This is a genomic window from Nocardia gipuzkoensis (genome assembly GCF_021183645.1).
GTDB classification, from domain to species: Bacteria; Actinomycetota; Actinomycetes; order Mycobacteriales; family Mycobacteriaceae; genus Nocardia; species Nocardia abscessus.
Genome location: NZ_CP089225.1, coordinates 7,116,156 through 7,131,453, shown reverse-complemented (window position 1 = coordinate 7,131,453; position 15,298 = coordinate 7,116,156). Strand labels below are relative to the sequence as shown.

Genomic DNA, 15,298 nt, shown 5'->3' with positions numbered 1-15,298 from the left:
CAGCACAAGTCGGCATCTTCATCGGTGGTGCCGCTTTCTACCTCATGGAGTCGTGGACGTACGGGGCAGGCGATGCCCTGCCGGTACACGGCGCGGCCCCTCACCAAGCGACCGGCAATGTCCTGCGACCCCAGAAGTTGAACGGCTCGATCCGGGTGCTGGGCCCGTCGAGCCGCAGCGTCGGCAGCCGGTCGAGGATGGCGTTGATCGCGATCCTGGCTTCGAGGCGCGAGAGCGCGGCTCCTGGGCAGGCGTGAGGTCCTCGACCGAAGGCCAGATGCGCGCGCAGTTCCGCTTTGGCGCGGTCGAGGCGGAACTCGTCGGGGTCGGCGAAGACCTGTGGGTCGCGGTTGGCGGCGCCATAGGCAGCCATGATCTTCGATTTGGCGGGGATCGCCGTACCGCTCAACTCGACATCGCGCTCACTGGTGCGGAACATGCCGAGCACCGGCGCGTCGAAGCGCAGGCTCTCCTCGATCGCCGTCTCGACGAGCGTGCGATCCTCCAGCAGCGCTGCCCATCGGGTCGGTTCTTCCAGCAGGCGCCACACCAAGTTGGTGAGCAAGGAGATCGTCGTCTCGTTGCCCGCGAGGAGCAGGTTCATCAAGGTGTTCGAAATCTCGAAGTCGGTGAGCGGCTCACCCTCCGCGGTCCGAACGATCAGCAGATTCGACATCATGTCGTCCGGCAGAAGTGTTCCGAGGTGCTCGGGACCGGGCTGATCCACGGTCGCCAATGCGGCTTTGCGTGGAGCGAGCTGTTCGACCCAGTACCGATCGAGTTCGGCTAACACCTGGTTGAACCCGCGGGGATCAGTGCTGTTCATCCCCTCGGCCATCAACGCGTCCGACAACTCTTTGAAACGGCCGAGGTCGCCCTCGAGGCCGAGCAGCCGGGCGATGACGATGAGGGGAAGGGGTCCGGCGAACAGATCGTGGAAATCGCCGGGGCCGTGCTCGATCATCTTGTCGAGCAGATCGTCGACGATCGCCTTGATTGCAGGCTCCAGCGCGTCCACGTTACGTGGGCCGAGACCTGCGACGACGGCCTTGCGGAATTTCAGATGCTCGGATCCGTCGGTATTGAAGCCGACGCCCCGCTGAAAGCGCGGCGAGAGGCCGTAACGAGCGGTCCAGTCCTCGCGCTTCATCGCGATCTTGACGACGTCCGCATGGGTGAACGCGGTGTAGAAGCCCGGCTCGTGGTCGGCGAAATAGTGCACCGGGCACTGACCGCGCGCATCGGCGTACGCGGCGAACGGATCGTCGAGCACATCGGCGCTGAACGGGTTGTATGCGGGGCATTCGCCCACGGGACCACCATCCTCATAATTAGGGTGCCAGATTGGCTCCCTAATAGTGCTGTGGATTGGTCTTGCTGTCAACGGGGTGTCATGCTTCGAATGTGACCGCCGAGATGAAGCCGCCCGGCCGGGCCGGCCGCCCGCGCGACGAGTCGCTGACACCTCGCATCCTCGATGCCGCGCGAAAAGAGCTCGCCGCCTCCGGCGTCGAGGGTTTCAGCATCCGACAGGTCGCGCGCAGGGCGGGAGTGACGCGTAAGGCCGTCGCGGGACGCTGGTCCTCCGCCGACGACTTACTCCTGGAGGCGATGGGCGCCATCGACGCTCTGCGTTTCGAGCCCACCGGGGATCTCGAGAAGGATCTCACCACGCTCGGCGAGCTGTTCATCGCCAGTCTCTCGTCAGGCGCACTCGACCTGCAGTTGCGAGTCACCGCCGACTCCTCGCAACATCCCGAGGCCTACGCGCGCCTGCAGAAGCATGTACTCGCACCCATGTCGGACGCTCTGGTCGCGGCGTTCCGCGCCGCGCAGCAAACCGGCCAAGTGCGTGGAGGTTCGGTCTCGTGGTTGGTGCGTGCGTTCGTCGGCGCGTTGCTGTCCCGTGCATTCCAGAGGGCGGGGAGAGCGGCTCCGACCGCCGGTGATCTGGCGGAACTGGTGGCGGAGATTCGGCAGTGGTCCGAGCCGAGATCTCCGGGCAGCTCGTAGACCTCTGCGCGCTCGGATTGTGTTGGTACAGGTCCGCGTCTGCATGACCGGGCTGTCGATGGGCGCGTTCACCACCACCTCGGTCGCCTGCCAGTTCGCCGACCGCCTCGCCGCCGTGGCCCCCGTCGCCGGCATCCAGAACTTCTCCTGGTGCCGGCCCGCACGACCCATCCCCGAGCTCACCTTCCACGGCACCGCCGACACCTTCCTCGACTACCACAGCGGGGCGCTGGGCTCCGCCGGGCAACTCCTGCCCGCCACCGACGACCCCCCGCACCCTGGCTGAGCAACAACGGGCCACCCCCGACGCCGACAACGTCCCCAACCGGGCTCTATCCCCGCCCAGACTGCAGCTGGGCCGCCCGCAGCGGATGCGGAACCGACCCCGCCACCGAACAGGTGAGCACGACCGTCACCCGCACCACCTACCCTCGCGCCCTCGACGCCGCCGTCGAGCTCTACACCCTCGAAGGCGGCGGCCACACCTGGCCCGGCGGCGACCCCACCCTCGTCCCCACCGCCATCACCGGCCCCGCCGATCCCACCATCGACACCAGTCAGATCATCTGGGACTTCTTCGCCGCCCACTCTCACCCCGGCCCGATCCCCACCTGACAAGCACCACCCTCGAAGACTGCGCCGGCGCAAGTGCCCCGCGTCCCGCCACCGGGCGGTGCCGCTTCGCCCGGTGGCGGGAAGCCGTCTTACTGGTACAGCGCCTCGCCGCGGTGGGTGTCGAAGTACTCGCGCACCTCGCAGATCCTGCCCTCGGTGACAACGAAATTCGCGATGTAGGCGTTGTCGTACTCATGGCCGGTCAGCGTGGTCGCCCTCGATCGCCACTCGACGACGGCGTTCGACTCCCCGAGGGTCAGGCTGATCAGTTCAGTGCTGAACGACCCCGGCTGCATCCGAGCCATCGCGATCGGAAAGAACTCCTCCACGATGGCCTTGGGCCCCTGCCAGATTCCGGAGTTGGGCAGACGGCCCGGCGCCAACCATCGCGCGTCATCAGTGAAGCACTCCTTCAACAGCGCAGGGGACCCCGCTTGAAGGGCATCGAAGTAGCGGTGGATAGCGCCCTCGGTGGGGTTCTCGTCGGTCACTCGCAAAGCCTAACCCGTATGGGAACATATGTTCGATAGAGGGCTCGTTGAGCGTCTCTCCGCCCTGCGCACACATTGCCCAACCGCGCCCCCGCCGGGACCCGGACAGCGGTGCGCCATTCCCGCGCCCGAGCACACCCCACGGCTACACCACGAACTCGCGGGCACCGAACTGGCACATCCGCATCCTGATCGTCCTGTGGCCGGCGCTGAACACCACCACCCCATGGGAACCCCGCTCACCCGATACGCGAACAGTGCTCTTGGGTGCTCGCCTCGCCGCGCGCGCCTTCCCGCAGTGGGTGCACAGGCAGGTGCGGCCGGGTTCGTGCACGAACGGGGCTGCCTTGCGGCGTTCGGGGGATTCCTGGGCGCGGTGGCGCGCGAATGCACACTCACGCTACCAACACGCCAGTGCAACAACACTATTCTGGCTAGAGAAAGGATGAGTGGACCAGCACGTGTGATCTGGTTGCCGCCCGTATCCTGCCCGGATTGCGTCAGCCCACGGTACGCCTGGTCGGGTGGCGCGCGCGGGCCCCTCGGCCGCGGACGGCATTGTCGTGTTGTAGGACACCCGGGAACCGGAACGCTTGCATCCCGATCCCGAGAAGTATGGCTTCTACGCGCTCAGCGATGAGCACCGCGCCAACGGCGTGCTGCCCACTCTGGGTGGGAATCGCACGTGCTTTGCCCGTGAGATGCTGATCGGGTTGTGCAACATCGTTCATCCGCACGGACCGGTCGATGAGCTGAAGACCTTCCAGCAGTACGTCACCGTGATCCGCAGGTCCGTGGACGAGTTGGCCGAACGCGGTCACGTCGGAGTGGCAGCGGATACGGCAGGTGTGCGCGACGATCATCCGCGCCGGGTTCGCCGAGCACCAGGCGGCGCTGGCGGCGGTTGAGCGTGGTCGCGATCCGCGTGAGTTCGGGTGGTCGTTCGACAACTTGTGCTGGTTGATCGATCGGGACGGGCCGATGGCGTGAGCCACGTTCGTTCAGCGGCACGGTCACAACGCGGGTCAACGATGTGTTGCGTTTTGCCCAGAGTGGTTGCGGCGCTGTTCGTCGACAGCGACGTCGCGTTGTCGTATCGCCTGTTGTTGGGCACCTATATCGGGATCGTCCCGGACGGCATCGAGGCGCTGGGCGTGGGCGATCTGGACTGGGCCGGTGATGCCACCATCCTGCTCGATTATCTCAAGGGCCGTAACACCACAGAGAGCGTGACTCTCAACCGGCGGTCCGTGCGGCTGCTGGAGCAGTGGCTCGAGCACTCGACGCTCACCCGACGCCTGGCCCCGCCGGACACGCAACCGAGGCTGTGGACCCGATATTCGCCCCGTTACAACCGCGTCACCGCTGAAGCGTTCACCTTCAATCAGGTCACCCGGTGGGTGCAGTGCCGTCATCCGGCGGTGCGCAAGGCCGGTCTGTCGTTGGTCGCCGACGATGGCAGTCCGTTGCAGATAGACCGGCGCCGCATCCGAACCACGTTCCTGTCGCTTCGGGACCGCAAGTCCTGGTTCGGTAGCCCCCGCGCGGCCGTGGACCCCAAACCACACACCCAGGGTCGAGGGCGACAACTACCTCACCGCGACCACCCCCGCGCAGCGCGACGCGGTCGAGGCGATCATCGAAAACAGCCAAGCGGACCTGTTGCGCAAGGCCGTCCCGCCGGTACACCGGCGTTGCCACCGATCCTGGTCGTCAACGACTACATCCACGATCCAGGGTGTTGCCACCTCGACACATCCTGCACTGCGACCGGACTCACCGCTAACCCCAGGGAAGCGCCCGCAGCACCGGCGCCACGACAAGCTCGATCAACACCGAGGGCCGCCACGACCTGGCCCCGGCGAATCTTCCACGGCCGCAAGGGCGAGATGACGCGCACCTACTACAACGGCATGGAAGACCAGCTCGAAGCCCTGGGCCTGGTCCTGAACTGTGTGGTGCTGTGGAACACCGTCTACATGGATCGTGCGCTGAGCGAACGACGCGCCCAGGACTATCCGGTTCTCGATTCCGACGCCGCTCGGCTCTCGCCGTTTATCCGCTCTCACATCGGCATCGACGGCCACTACGGCTTCCACTTACCCGATCTGGGTGGACGACACCGTCCACTGCGCGATCCGGATTGCCGCGACGGCGAATGAATCGACCGGCAGCGGTTGGGGCGGATATGTTCGCGTCTTTCGCGGCGGGTTGATCGTGGTGTCAGGGCTGGGTGGCCTCCAGTGCGGCCAGTGCCGCGCGCAGGCGGGTGGTGGCCTCGTCGGCGACCGGATCGAGGGCGGCCTGGTCGGTGACCTGCACCATGAGTTGGGGGTTCATGGCTTCGATGATGATGGTGTCGGTATCGGTGGGGTCGCGGCGGACCACCACGTTGCAGGGCAGCAGTAGTCCGATCTGGCGGTTGATTTCGACCGCTTGGTGGGCAAGGGGTGGGTTGCAGGCGCCGAGGATGCGGTAGTCCTCCATGTCGTGGCCGAGTTTGGCTTTGAGGGTGGCTTGCATGTCGATCTCGGTGAGGATGCCGAATCCTTGCTCGGCCAGCACGGTGCGGGTGCGTTCGATCGCGTCGTCGAAGGTGGTGTGCAGGGTGGTCGACAGGGCCAGGTCCATCGTGTGCTCCGATCCGAGAAGAGTGGTCAGGCGGTAGGGGTTGGGCAGGTCGTGTCGGTGAGGCCGAGTCGGCGCATCACCAGAGTGGCCGGGCACCAGCCCATCGCGCTGTAGAGCAGCAGGTTCGCTCCGACCAGGGCGGTCAATATCAGCCACCACGGCGAGAGGGTCCTGCTCAGCAATGCGCTGAGCAGGACCAGGATTCCGGCCAGGGCCGGGACGAGCCGGGTGATGGTCCATCCGCGCGGGCGGGGCGGCAGTGCCATCGGCGGGAGTCCTTTCGGTATGCGTACCCGACCCGGTTGTGTCGGGTCAGGCCAGGGCGAGAAAGAGCTTTTCCAGTTCCTCGATGCTCATGGGTGCGCGTTCGCCCTCGCCGGTGTCGATGAGGCATTCGCGCAGTCCGGTGGCGACGATTTTGAATCCGGCGCGGTCGAGTGCTTTGGAGACCGCCGCGAGTTGGGTGACCACGTCCTTGCAGTCGCGCCCGTCCTCGATCATGGCGATCACCCCGGCGAGTTGGCCTTGCGCGCGGCGCAGCCTGTTGAGTACCTGCGCGATAGCGTCGTCGTTGCCGACCATCGATGTGTTCCCTTCTCGGATCCTGCCCCCAATATACCCCGAGGGGTATGTGAGGCGGGGATTCGAGAACGGGAGTTCACCGGTGGGTCAGTGGTGGGAGAAGCTGATGGCGGGCAGGATGCGGCGCAACCCCGCCGGGCTCCACCAGGCAGCGCGCCCGGTCAGCCGCAAGATGACCGGTAGCAGCACCAGTCGCACCAGCAGGGCGTCGAGCAGGACCGCGACACCCAGGATGATGCCCATCTCCTTGGGAGGCAACGGGTCGGCCAGGGCGAAGGTGAAGAACACCGCCACCATCACCGCCGCCGCGGCGAAGATGACCCGCCCCGAATGCGCGAGCCCGTCCAGGTGCGCGGTATGGGGGTCGCCGGTGCGTTCGTAGTGTTCCTTGGCGGTGGCCAGCAGGAACACCGTGTAGTCCATCGCGATGGCGAAGATCATCGCGAAGAAGAACACCGGCCCCCACCCGTCCAGGAACCCTTGCGGGGTGAAACCGAGCAGCCCGGCCCCGTGCCCGTCCTGGAAGATCAGCTTGGCCACCCCGAACGCGGCCGCGGTCGAGAGCAAGCTGACCAGGGTGCCCAGGGCCGCGATCAGCGGGGCCTGCAAAGCGATCAGCAACAGCGCGAACCCGAGGATCAGGATGATCGCCACCACGATCGGCAGGTAGTCGTCCAGGGCTTGTTGCAGGTCGAGGTTCTCCGCCGCCGCACCGCCGACCACCGCGTGCTCGGGCAGGTCGGCGCGCAGGCGGTCCAGGATCTGCGCCATCTGCGGTGCGGACGGATCGACCGCGGGCATCGCCTGCATCATCACCAGGTCGGCGCCGTCTGTGGCGGGCTGGGGCGGAGTGAGCATGAGGATGCCTTCGCTGGCGCGCGCGATGGTCGCGGTGGCCTCTGCCTCGGCGGCGGGAGCGATGATCGAGAGCATGCCCGGGGCTCCGGGACCGAACTGCTGCTGGATCAGGTCATAGCCTTGACGCACAGGCGCGTCGGCGGGCACCACCGCGATCGAGGGCATCGCGGTTTTGAGCCCGAACACCGGTATCGCCAGCCCGATCAGGATGGCCAGCGCCACCGCAGCGAACGGCCACGGGTGGCGGTGCAGGATCTGGCCCCAACGCGCGAACACCGGGGAGCGGTGCTGCTGGCGGCGCGCGTACGGCAACGCCGCAGCGTTGACCTTGCCTCCGAGCGCGCCGAGCGCGGCCGGCAGCAGGGTCAGGGTCGCGGCCAGCACGAACACCACCGCGAGCATGATCCCGACCGCCATGGTCCGCACCGCGGGGGCGGGCACGATCAGCACCGCCGACAAGCTCACCAGCACCGTCAATCCCGAGAGCAGGACCGCCTTGCCGGCGGTGGCCATGGTCTCGGCGACCGCGGCGCGGGGATCGCCGGTGCGGGCCAGGGCGTCACGGAAGCGGGCCACCAGGAACAACGCATAGTCGATCCCCAGGGCCAGGGCGAACATCATGGCGAAGTTCATCGCCCACACCGAGATCGGGGTGATCTGGTTCAACAACACCAGCCCACCCGCGGAGGCGACCAGACCCGCCAGGGTCAGCAGCAGCGGCAGCCCGGCCGCGACCAGTGACCCGAAAGCGAGCACCATGATCGCCAAAGTGACCGGCCACGAGTACATCTCGGCTTTGATCATGGCGTCGTGGTTGGCGACGTTGAAATCGCTCCACAACGCCGAGGCTCCGGTCGGGTAGACCTCGATCCCTTCCCGGGACAGCGCGCTCAACACGTCCTTGTGCTCGTCGACGGCCTTGACCATGTCGTCGGTGGAGGCGTTCGCGCCCGCGATCACGATTCCGGTGTGCGCGTCGGGGCTGATCGTGAATCCCGGCTGCGGGGCGATCACCTGCGCGATCCGCTCGTCACCGGCGAATACCGCGGTGACCTGCTCGACCATGCGGGTCATCGCTGGATCGCCGATCGTGGCGGTGTCGGAATGGATCACCACCTGCACCGCGGCCGAGGAATTGCCGCCGAAGTGCTGCTGGGCCAATTCTCGCGCGCGCACCGATTCCGAGCCGTTGGCCTGCCATCCCGCACCGGCCAGAGAGGTGAACACGCTCGGCGCGGCGGCCCCGAGCGCGATCAGCACCAGCAACCACACCCCGATCACCGCCTTGGTGTGCCCGGCCATGTACGCACCCCACCGGCCCAGCGGGCCCGCTGCGGAGTCGGGGTGGGGTGGATCAGCGGGGGCGGTATCGAGTTTCGTCTCGGTCATTCGACCCTCCTTCAATACCCCTGGGGGTATGGTGAATGTCGATGCCGACCATACCCCATGGGGTATTGTTGGGCGCAACCCCTGTTCCCCGGGCAAAGGAGTTCAGCAGCATGGGCGTCGTCGAGTTCATGGGAAGCACCGCCGGGCGACTGGCCCGCATCGCCGCCGGAATCGCGCTGATTGTGATCGGCCTCGCCATGATCGGTGGCGCCACCGGCATCATCGTGGCCGTGATCGGCCTGATCCCGATCGCGGCGGGAGTGTTCAACTTCTGCCTGCTCTGGCCTGTGTTCGGTGTGGAGCTGCACGGAAAGCCCCGCGCAAGCCACTGATGGCACCCAGCGCCCACGAGGAATCGCACCTCTCACCACGGCGGCGGGTGCGCAGGCTCCGCGCCCACCGCCGCAACCCCGAAGGAGGCTCTCGATGGCCGACATCGACCTGTACCTCGATCCTGTGTGCCCGTTCGCGTGGGTCACCTCCCGATGGCTGCTCGCCGCCGCCACCGACAGCCCGCACACGGTGCGACTGCGGCAGATGAGCCTGGCGGTGCTCAACGACGGTCACGACGTCGACGCCGATCACAAGTCGATGATCGAGCGCTCACGCCACCTGGGACGAGTGTTCGCCGCCGCCACCAATACCGGCGGACCCGAGGCGTTCGCACGCCTCTACGACCACATCGGAACCCGACTGCACGTACACGGCGACGACCTCGGACCCGACGCCCTCACCGCATCACTCGCCGCCGCCGGCCTGGACCCGGACCTGGCCCGGTCCGTGGACGACCCCGGCCTCGACAACGCCGTCACCCGGTCGCACACGGCCAGCCAGAACGCGCTCGGCGCAAGCGGGGGCAGCCCGATCATCGTCATCGACGGCCACGGCTTCAACGGCCCCGTCCTGACCGAAAGCCCCACCACGCAACGCGGTCCGGTCCTGCTCGACGCGCTCGTCACCGCCGCGACCACCCCCGGATTCGCTGCCCTGCACCGCCCTTACCAAGGACCTCCACGCATCGAGACCACCACCGAGGCGGCCCACTGATGTGCTCACCCACCCGATGCCGCACCTGCGGCAAAACCACCTGGTCAGGCTGCGGCGCCCACATCGACCGTGTCCGCGCCGGTGTCGCATCCGAGCAATGGTGCCCCGGGCACCCCAAGCCCGAACCCAGCACACCCTGGTGGCGTCCCGGCAAGAAGTAAGGAACCGCCGCGCCCGGGCAGGCCTGAACAATTCGATGAACCATCACCGACTCGCCGACCGCGCGGCACGAGCCCGGAGACGACCTGCCCGGCCGCACGTGATCAGCGACCTCGACGGCGTCGTGTCGCCGGGTCGCTCTCTGCCTGGAAACGACGAAGTCCTTCGTCCGAAACCCGCGCGTACTTCACCAGACTGCGCACCGATGTGTGCCCGGACAGCTTCATCAACACCGGCGTCGACGCACCATCCTCCGCGGCATGGGTCAGCCGGGAATGTCGCAGCTGATGCAGCGTGCAGGGCCGTTGTCGAACACGGCGGTGTGTTCTTCGAACAACTCGGCCGCACGCCGATACGACAGGCGCGCACGCCCAGACGTCGGGTCGATGTCGTTGACCGCGACCGAGGGGCGGGCCTTGCGGTCGGTGAGAAACACCGGCCCGGACTTGCGCCCGGCCAGCATCCTCGGCAGGAGCCGGGCCGTGCCGGTCTGCCACACTGGTGAGAAAGACCGCGCCGATATAGAAAAAGCCCAGCGTCAGCATCCGGGCAACAGGGGGAAGCAGCAGATGACCCAGGACGAGCAACGACCGGCACCCGCAAGGAGCAACAGGTATGGCTCGACGCACTTCTGGACCGTGGTCGGTAGCTCGGCGGGCGTAGTGAGCGTCGTGGTCGCACTCGTTGTCTTCGGCGTCACCCAGTGCTCAGGACCGAACTCCGCTTCCGAACCGTCGGGCATACCGCCGGTGCCGACCACTGGCCCGACTTCGTCGACCGAGATACCGACCACCGCTGCACCTCTCGCCCAGGGACACGCCAGGCTCATCAACGTCGAGGGCATCGACTTGGACAACGGGCAGGTGCGCGATCAGAACGAACCAGGCGTCGACATGAGCCCGTCGAAGACCGGCGACACACTCAACGCCATGACCAACGGCCGTGCCCGGTTCGCGGTGCCCCGCGAGGACATCGGACCCGATCGCTGCACCAAGATCCCGCCGGTCGCCTGGACGCAGACCCTCGACGATGTCTATCACCTGCCTACCGGCAGCCATCTCTGCGTGCAGACCGACCAGGGCAACCTCGCCGACCTCACGCTCACTCATATCCCCTCCGCCGCAGAGCAATACCTCGAATTCGACTTCACTACTCGGCGCACGGCGTAGGCAACCGTCCGCCGAGAACCTGCAGGAACTGCCGGCCCGAAGGTCGCCACGCCGTCGTCGATGCCACCAGTACGGCGGAATCTGCCCGGTGCCCCTGTCGCACCCGGGTATTCCGAAATCGCTTCTCGCCGTGGCAATCTGTTCTGCTGTGATCTCGATCCGGCGGCAGCGCGGCGGCGGGCAACTCGTCGCGCAGCCCGAGACGCCGGAGAGGTTGCGTGCACTACAGATCGCCGCTGCTCGAGAAGCTGTCAGTCGCCCCGATACGACAGCATGACTGAGGTGATGGCGCGTCACGATCATGGGCGATGAGCCCAAGTGGCGTCCAACGAGCGGTCCTCGTGCTTATCGCATCGACGACGAGGGGTGTGGCTGAATAGCGGCGTTTGCCCGCTACACCACACTGAACTACGTAGAACGACAGTTCGGCAAACCCGTCTTCCGCGCCTACGGCGGCCACCACCGCCACACTGGCAGAAACATGATATGAAGTTGGGGCTGCTGCACGGCATTCAACGTGGTCGAGAAAACCGGCATACCCCAGGATCAGTGGCGGTTGACCGGGCCGACCACCTGGCCCTGCCGCGGGGTTCCGTGGATCCGGAACCGGTCAAGCACGCACTGGCACTCTGTGAGCGCTGCGGGTTCCGCAACGACCGCAGCTACCGCGTCATATGGTGATCCGGTCGTCGCGGTGGCCTGGCGGAGGGCTGACCGGCGGCACTGTCCGGCCAAGAGCACGGTCGCGCCGCTCACTGCTTGTCGCGGTATCCGGATCGTCGCCTCCGGACGCTGTCACCACCGCACGCTCCGAGCGGTCGAGCCGATGCAAGGCCAGCGCGGCGAGCGCGCCGATGGCTATGAGCCCGACCCAGACCGCCCAGTCGGCTCCAGCGTCGTGGGCGGCGCCGACCACTGCGCCGGTGGCGAGGTTGCCGATCAGGATTCCGACGCCGACGACGGTGTTGTAGAACCCGTAATGGGTGGCCACCAGCCTGCCGTTGGCCAGGGAGACCACGGTGTCCATCTCGAACGGGAACACAGCCGCCGTCCCGACCGCCAGCAGCGCGGCCGCCACCAGAATCGCGGCGATCGCGGCCGCTGTCCCGAACCGCTCGGATCCGGGTACGAGAGCCAGCGGCAGGAACGACACGGCCAGCAGACTCATGCCGACGACCAGGCTGCGGCCGGTGCGCCAGCGGGAGCGCAACCACGCGGTGATGCGCAATTGCCCGGCCACCGCGACGACACCGGAGATCACGAACACCGCCGAGGTCACCGCCTGCGATCGCGTGCCTGCCACGTAGTCCGCCTGCAGCGGCAGCGCGAGATAGACCTGGAAAGACAGCACATATGAACCGATCATTGCCACCGCGAAGGCCACGAACCGCCGATTGGAGACCACGGTGCGCCAATCCTCGACCACCGATGTCTTCTCCGGCGGTGTCTCGGCGCGCCGGGTGGGGAGCGCGAACAGTTGCGCGACCGTCAGCGCAGCGAACACGGCTGCCGCTGTGGCTGCGGTCACCCGGAAATCCAACGTCATCAGCGCGAGGCCGACCAGTGGCCCGGCCAGGATGCCCGCCTGGTAGAAGATGTTGAACACCGCGAACGCTTCCAACCGGCGTTCTCCGGTGTCGGCGGCGAGATAGGCGCGCACCGCCGGGTTGAACAGTGCGCCGGCGAAGCCCGTTGCAGCCGAGGCGATCAGCAACCACGGCAGGGAAGTCGCGAACACCAGGAGGGCGAAACCGCCGGTGCGCAGCAGGCATCCGGCGACGATCAGTGGTTTGTAGCCGAGCCGGTCGGCGAGTGTGCCACCGAGGAGGAACATGCCTTGCTGGGAGAAGTTCCGCACACCCAGCACGAGCCCGACCGCCCAGGCAGCCAAGCCGAGTGGTCCGGCCAGGTACCCCGCCAGATACGGCATAAGCATGTAGAAACCGAGATTGATGCCGAACTGGTTCACCATCAGCAGCCGCGCGGCGAGATCGAAGCTGCGGAACTCCACGACTACCGTCACGACGATCGCTTCCTGTCGCGGCTGAGCTGTTGGGGATCGATGACGGTGGTGCAGCGGGTCCAGCTCCGCACGACCTTCTCGGCCGGGTGGGTGATGGTGCCCGGTTCGATCGGTGGGTCGGCGTCGAGCAAACCGTGCTCCTCGCAATAGGTGTCGTTGTAGATGGTGTCGAAGTAGCGGAGCGGCCCGTCGGGGAACACAGCCGCGATCCGCAACTCGGGATCGAAGACCCGGGCGGCCCACCCCGCTACCAGCGCGACCGCACCGACGCTCCAGCCGCCGGTGGCGTGATGGGTCGCCGCCAGCGTGCGGCACGCCCACACCGCCTCCGATGGCGCGACCCAATGGACTTCTTCGAAGGCCTCGTAATCGATGTTGCGCGGGTAGATGCTCGAACCAAGGCCCCGCATCAGTCGCGGACCAGCGGGCTGACCGAAGATCGTCGACGCCACGGTGTCCACCCCGATCAGCTTCAGGTCCGGGTTGAACCGCCGCAGCACCCGCGCCACGCCAGCCGAATGCCCGCCGGTGCCGACCGCGCACACCAGCACATCGACCCCACCGAGCTGCTCGATCAACTCGATCGCCAGCGCTTCGTAGCCGGCGACATTATCCGGATTGTGGTACTGGTCCGGGCACCACGCATCGGGCTCGTGCTCGAGCAGTTCCGCGACTCGAGCGCGGCGCGCCTGCTGCCAGCCGCCGCTGGCGTGAGGTTCGGTCACTATGTCGACGCGCGTTCCATAGGCCGCGAGCATTCGCGCGACGATCGGTTCCAGCCCAGGGTCGGTGACGACAGTGACCGGATGGTGGTAGGTCATTCCCGCCAGCGCCAAGCCCATGCCGAGGGTGCCGCTGGTGGATTCGATGATGCGCGCTCCGGGCACCAGATCGCCGCGTCCTCGCGCTCGCCGCACCATATGCAAGGCGGGGCGGTCCTTCATACCGCCCGGATTGAATCCCTCGAGTTTGGCCCAGAACCCGCGGCCCGCGGGTGCCAGCGGCGCGCCGACCCACAACACCGGAGTGTTGCCGACCAGCGCCTGCGGCTGCCGGGTTGCGTCTGGCGCGACCCCCAGCGCCGCCGGAACCTCGGCACGCCTGCCGAGCACAACGTTGTCCATGAGTGTCGCTTTCTGTATCGAGACCGCCCACAAGGGCGGAGCGTGCACGGGCAGCACACCGGCCGACGGGGACGACACGTCAGCCTGGCGCTGACCGATCAGCGCCGGGCGATACAGATGCGCGTCAGCAGGACTCTGCCGCTGACGACGGGTACGGCCGCGACGGGCGGACCGCGCACTCCACCGGGACAGACCCGGTACACGGCCGCGACAACCATGCCCACGACCAGCACGAACAGGAGCAGTTGCAGCGGCACGAAACTTCCGCCACCTGCCGGTAGCGCGGGCGTGATGGCGCAATGGACGGCATGCGGCGCACCGTGGCGTCCTCCGGCATCGGCGAGGACATGGGAGGTGCCGTCCACCGCCGCGGCCACCAGGGCGGTGATCGGCGTTGCGGCGTCATGGGAGTGCGCAGCGGCTCCATGGTGATGCTCGCCGGCGTCGAGCAGCGTGCAGTGCATCAGCGGCGCCATCAGCAGCGCCGCCGCAAGCAGCGCCAGCGTTAAGCCACCAAGCCGCAACCACCCGATGAGCTTCACAATAAAACCATTCTAGCGACAAGCTCGTGACCAGCGCTCCGGCACAGCCATGTATCCGCACGCGGCAGATTCGCTGTCCGCGACCACGCCGCACGGCAGGTGTTCGTGCGGCAGAGTCCAACCGATGGGTGACATACTGCGCTGCTCAGTATGCAGGCCCGTCTCCTGACTTCTGTGGATTTCCGCCACATCGAGCGATAGGAGCTGAGCGGTGCTTCGACCGTGGAATCCATGACACCACGTGCGTACACGGGACTTCTCTGTGATCGATCTACTATCTGCGGGCGTACTAATCTCGAGTGATGTGATTCGAAACCGTGGTCCCGACGGAGCTCAGGGTCGGCGACGCAACACAGCGTTCCTGAATCGGCACACCCGAGGTGGGGATGCTCGGCATACGGACCATCGCATCGCCCAGTTGACGTCGTTTGCTGGACAGTTCACGTCTAGCAAACAACTGTCGTCAGCGTCGAACCAACGCGCTGCACTCGCCGCGGCGGTATTCGTCCCGGCGGGCTGCGAGTCAGCGCCCACTGGCCACGGTCCAGGGTAGATACTGCAACTTCTACCTCGATGTCACCGGCATCCTCAGGCCCACTGCGAGACATCCGCGGGTGCGGTAGAAGGGTTTCAGGGCTCCCGGTCTCAGGTCGAA

At 66.8% G+C, this 15,298-nt stretch carries 19 protein-coding genes; 8 read left to right on the top strand and 11 right to left on the bottom strand.

Translation table 11 applies throughout. The features are described 5' to 3' along the window. Nucleotides 1-100: 100 nt before the first annotated feature. Entirely contained in the window at nt 101-1,312 is a 1,212-nt protein-coding gene (locus LTT66_RS32575; protein WP_233062346.1) for a cytochrome P450, read from the bottom strand. 92 nt (nt 1,313-1,404) lie between these two features. On the opposite strand from LTT66_RS32575, the gene LTT66_RS32570 reads away from it, so the two are divergent. From LTT66_RS32570 to LTT66_RS32560, 3 genes are all read left to right on the top strand, one after another. Continuing rightward, nucleotides 1,405-2,013, top strand: coding sequence for a TetR/AcrR family transcriptional regulator (locus LTT66_RS32570; protein WP_233062345.1), 609 nt, complete (start codon nt 1,405-1,407; stop codon nt 2,011-2,013). Between the two features lie 43 nt (nt 2,014-2,056). Further along, nucleotides 2,057-2,299 (top strand): hypothetical protein, encoded by a 243-nt coding sequence (locus LTT66_RS32565; RefSeq protein WP_233062344.1) that lies wholly within the window; start codon nt 2,057-2,059, stop codon nt 2,297-2,299. A gap of 113 nt (nt 2,300-2,412) precedes the next feature. Next, nucleotides 2,413-2,628, top strand: a complete 216-nt coding sequence (locus tag LTT66_RS32560) for a hypothetical protein (protein WP_233062343.1) — start codon at nt 2,413-2,415, stop codon at nt 2,626-2,628. A gap of 89 nt (nt 2,629-2,717) precedes the next feature. Here LTT66_RS32560 and LTT66_RS32555 read toward each other — a convergent pair whose 3' ends face one another. Next, entirely contained in the window at nt 2,718-3,119 is a 402-nt protein-coding gene (locus LTT66_RS32555; RefSeq protein ID WP_233062342.1) for a nuclear transport factor 2 family protein, read from the bottom strand. Between the two features lie 593 nt (nt 3,120-3,712). On the opposite strand from LTT66_RS32555, the gene LTT66_RS32550 reads away from it, so the two are divergent. Both LTT66_RS32550 and LTT66_RS32545 read left to right on the top strand, forming a co-directional pair. Then, nucleotides 3,713-4,027, top strand: coding sequence for a hypothetical protein (locus LTT66_RS32550; protein WP_233062341.1), 315 nt, complete (start codon nt 3,713-3,715; stop codon nt 4,025-4,027). Nucleotides 4,028-4,171: 144 nt separating this feature from the next. Beyond that, nucleotides 4,172-5,281: a transposase gene (locus tag LTT66_RS32545; protein WP_233062340.1), complete on the top strand. Its 1,110-nt coding sequence runs from the start codon at nt 4,172-4,174 to the stop codon at nt 5,279-5,281. 61 nt (nt 5,282-5,342) lie between these two features. Here LTT66_RS32545 and LTT66_RS32540 read toward each other — a convergent pair whose 3' ends face one another. From LTT66_RS32540 to LTT66_RS32525, 4 genes are all read right to left on the bottom strand, one after another. Beyond that, nucleotides 5,343-5,750, bottom strand: coding sequence for a DUF302 domain-containing protein (locus tag LTT66_RS32540; protein WP_233062339.1), 408 nt, complete (start codon nt 5,748-5,750; stop codon nt 5,343-5,345). A 26-nt stretch (nt 5,751-5,776) separates the two neighbouring features. Then, a complete protein-coding gene (locus tag LTT66_RS32535; RefSeq protein ID WP_233062338.1) occupies nt 5,777-6,016 on the bottom strand; it encodes a YgaP family membrane protein in 240 nt (79 codons plus the stop codon). Nucleotides 6,017-6,062: 46 nt separating this feature from the next. Continuing rightward, nucleotides 6,063-6,332, bottom strand: coding sequence for a metal-sensitive transcriptional regulator (locus LTT66_RS32530; RefSeq protein WP_233062337.1), 270 nt, complete (start codon nt 6,330-6,332; stop codon nt 6,063-6,065). A gap of 87 nt (nt 6,333-6,419) precedes the next feature. Further along, a complete protein-coding gene (locus tag LTT66_RS32525; RefSeq protein WP_233062336.1) occupies nt 6,420-8,579 on the bottom strand; it encodes an MMPL family transporter in 2,160 nt (719 codons plus the stop codon). A gap of 110 nt (nt 8,580-8,689) precedes the next feature. On the opposite strand from LTT66_RS32525, the gene LTT66_RS32520 reads away from it, so the two are divergent. Beyond that, nucleotides 8,690-8,911, top strand: a complete 222-nt coding sequence (locus LTT66_RS32520) for a YgaP family membrane protein (protein WP_233062335.1) — start codon at nt 8,690-8,692, stop codon at nt 8,909-8,911. Between the two features lie 94 nt (nt 8,912-9,005). Further along, complete coding sequence (locus LTT66_RS32515; protein ID WP_233062334.1) at nt 9,006-9,626, top strand: mycothiol-dependent nitroreductase Rv2466c family protein; 621 nt, start codon at nt 9,006-9,008, stop codon at nt 9,624-9,626. A gap of 263 nt (nt 9,627-9,889) precedes the next feature. Here the strand turns inward: LTT66_RS32515 and LTT66_RS32510 are convergent, their stop codons facing one another. Continuing rightward, on the bottom strand, nt 9,890-10,069 hold the full coding sequence (locus tag LTT66_RS32510; protein WP_233069477.1) for a hypothetical protein: 180 nt from the start codon (nt 10,067-10,069) through the stop codon (nt 9,890-9,892). Beyond that, nucleotides 10,051-10,248: a hypothetical protein gene (locus tag LTT66_RS32505; RefSeq protein ID WP_233069543.1), complete on the bottom strand. Its 198-nt coding sequence runs from the start codon at nt 10,246-10,248 to the stop codon at nt 10,051-10,053. The genes LTT66_RS32510 and LTT66_RS32505 overlap by 19 nt, the downstream gene beginning before the upstream one ends. Nucleotides 10,249-10,354: 106 nt before the next feature. On the opposite strand from LTT66_RS32505, the gene LTT66_RS32500 reads away from it, so the two are divergent. Next, nucleotides 10,355-10,954: a hypothetical protein gene (locus tag LTT66_RS32500; protein ID WP_233062333.1), complete on the top strand. Its 600-nt coding sequence runs from the start codon at nt 10,355-10,357 to the stop codon at nt 10,952-10,954. A gap of 670 nt (nt 10,955-11,624) precedes the next feature. Here LTT66_RS32500 and LTT66_RS32495 read toward each other — a convergent pair. From LTT66_RS32495 to lpqS, 3 genes are all read right to left on the bottom strand, one after another. Then, a complete protein-coding gene (locus LTT66_RS32495; protein ID WP_233062332.1) occupies nt 11,625-12,977 on the bottom strand; it encodes an MDR family MFS transporter in 1,353 nt (450 codons plus the stop codon). Beyond that, the gene (locus LTT66_RS32490; protein ID WP_233062331.1) at nt 12,974-14,101 is read right to left on the bottom strand and encodes a PLP-dependent cysteine synthase family protein; all 1,128 of its coding nucleotides are present in this window, start codon (nt 14,099-14,101) and stop codon (nt 12,974-12,976) included. The genes LTT66_RS32495 and LTT66_RS32490 overlap by 4 nt, the downstream gene beginning before the upstream one ends. A gap of 98 nt (nt 14,102-14,199) precedes the next feature. Beyond that, on the bottom strand, nt 14,200-14,643 hold the full coding sequence (lpqS, locus tag LTT66_RS32485; RefSeq protein ID WP_233062330.1) for a putative copper homeostasis (lipo)protein LpqS: 444 nt from the start codon (nt 14,641-14,643) through the stop codon (nt 14,200-14,202). Nucleotides 14,644-15,298 lie beyond the last annotated feature (655 nt).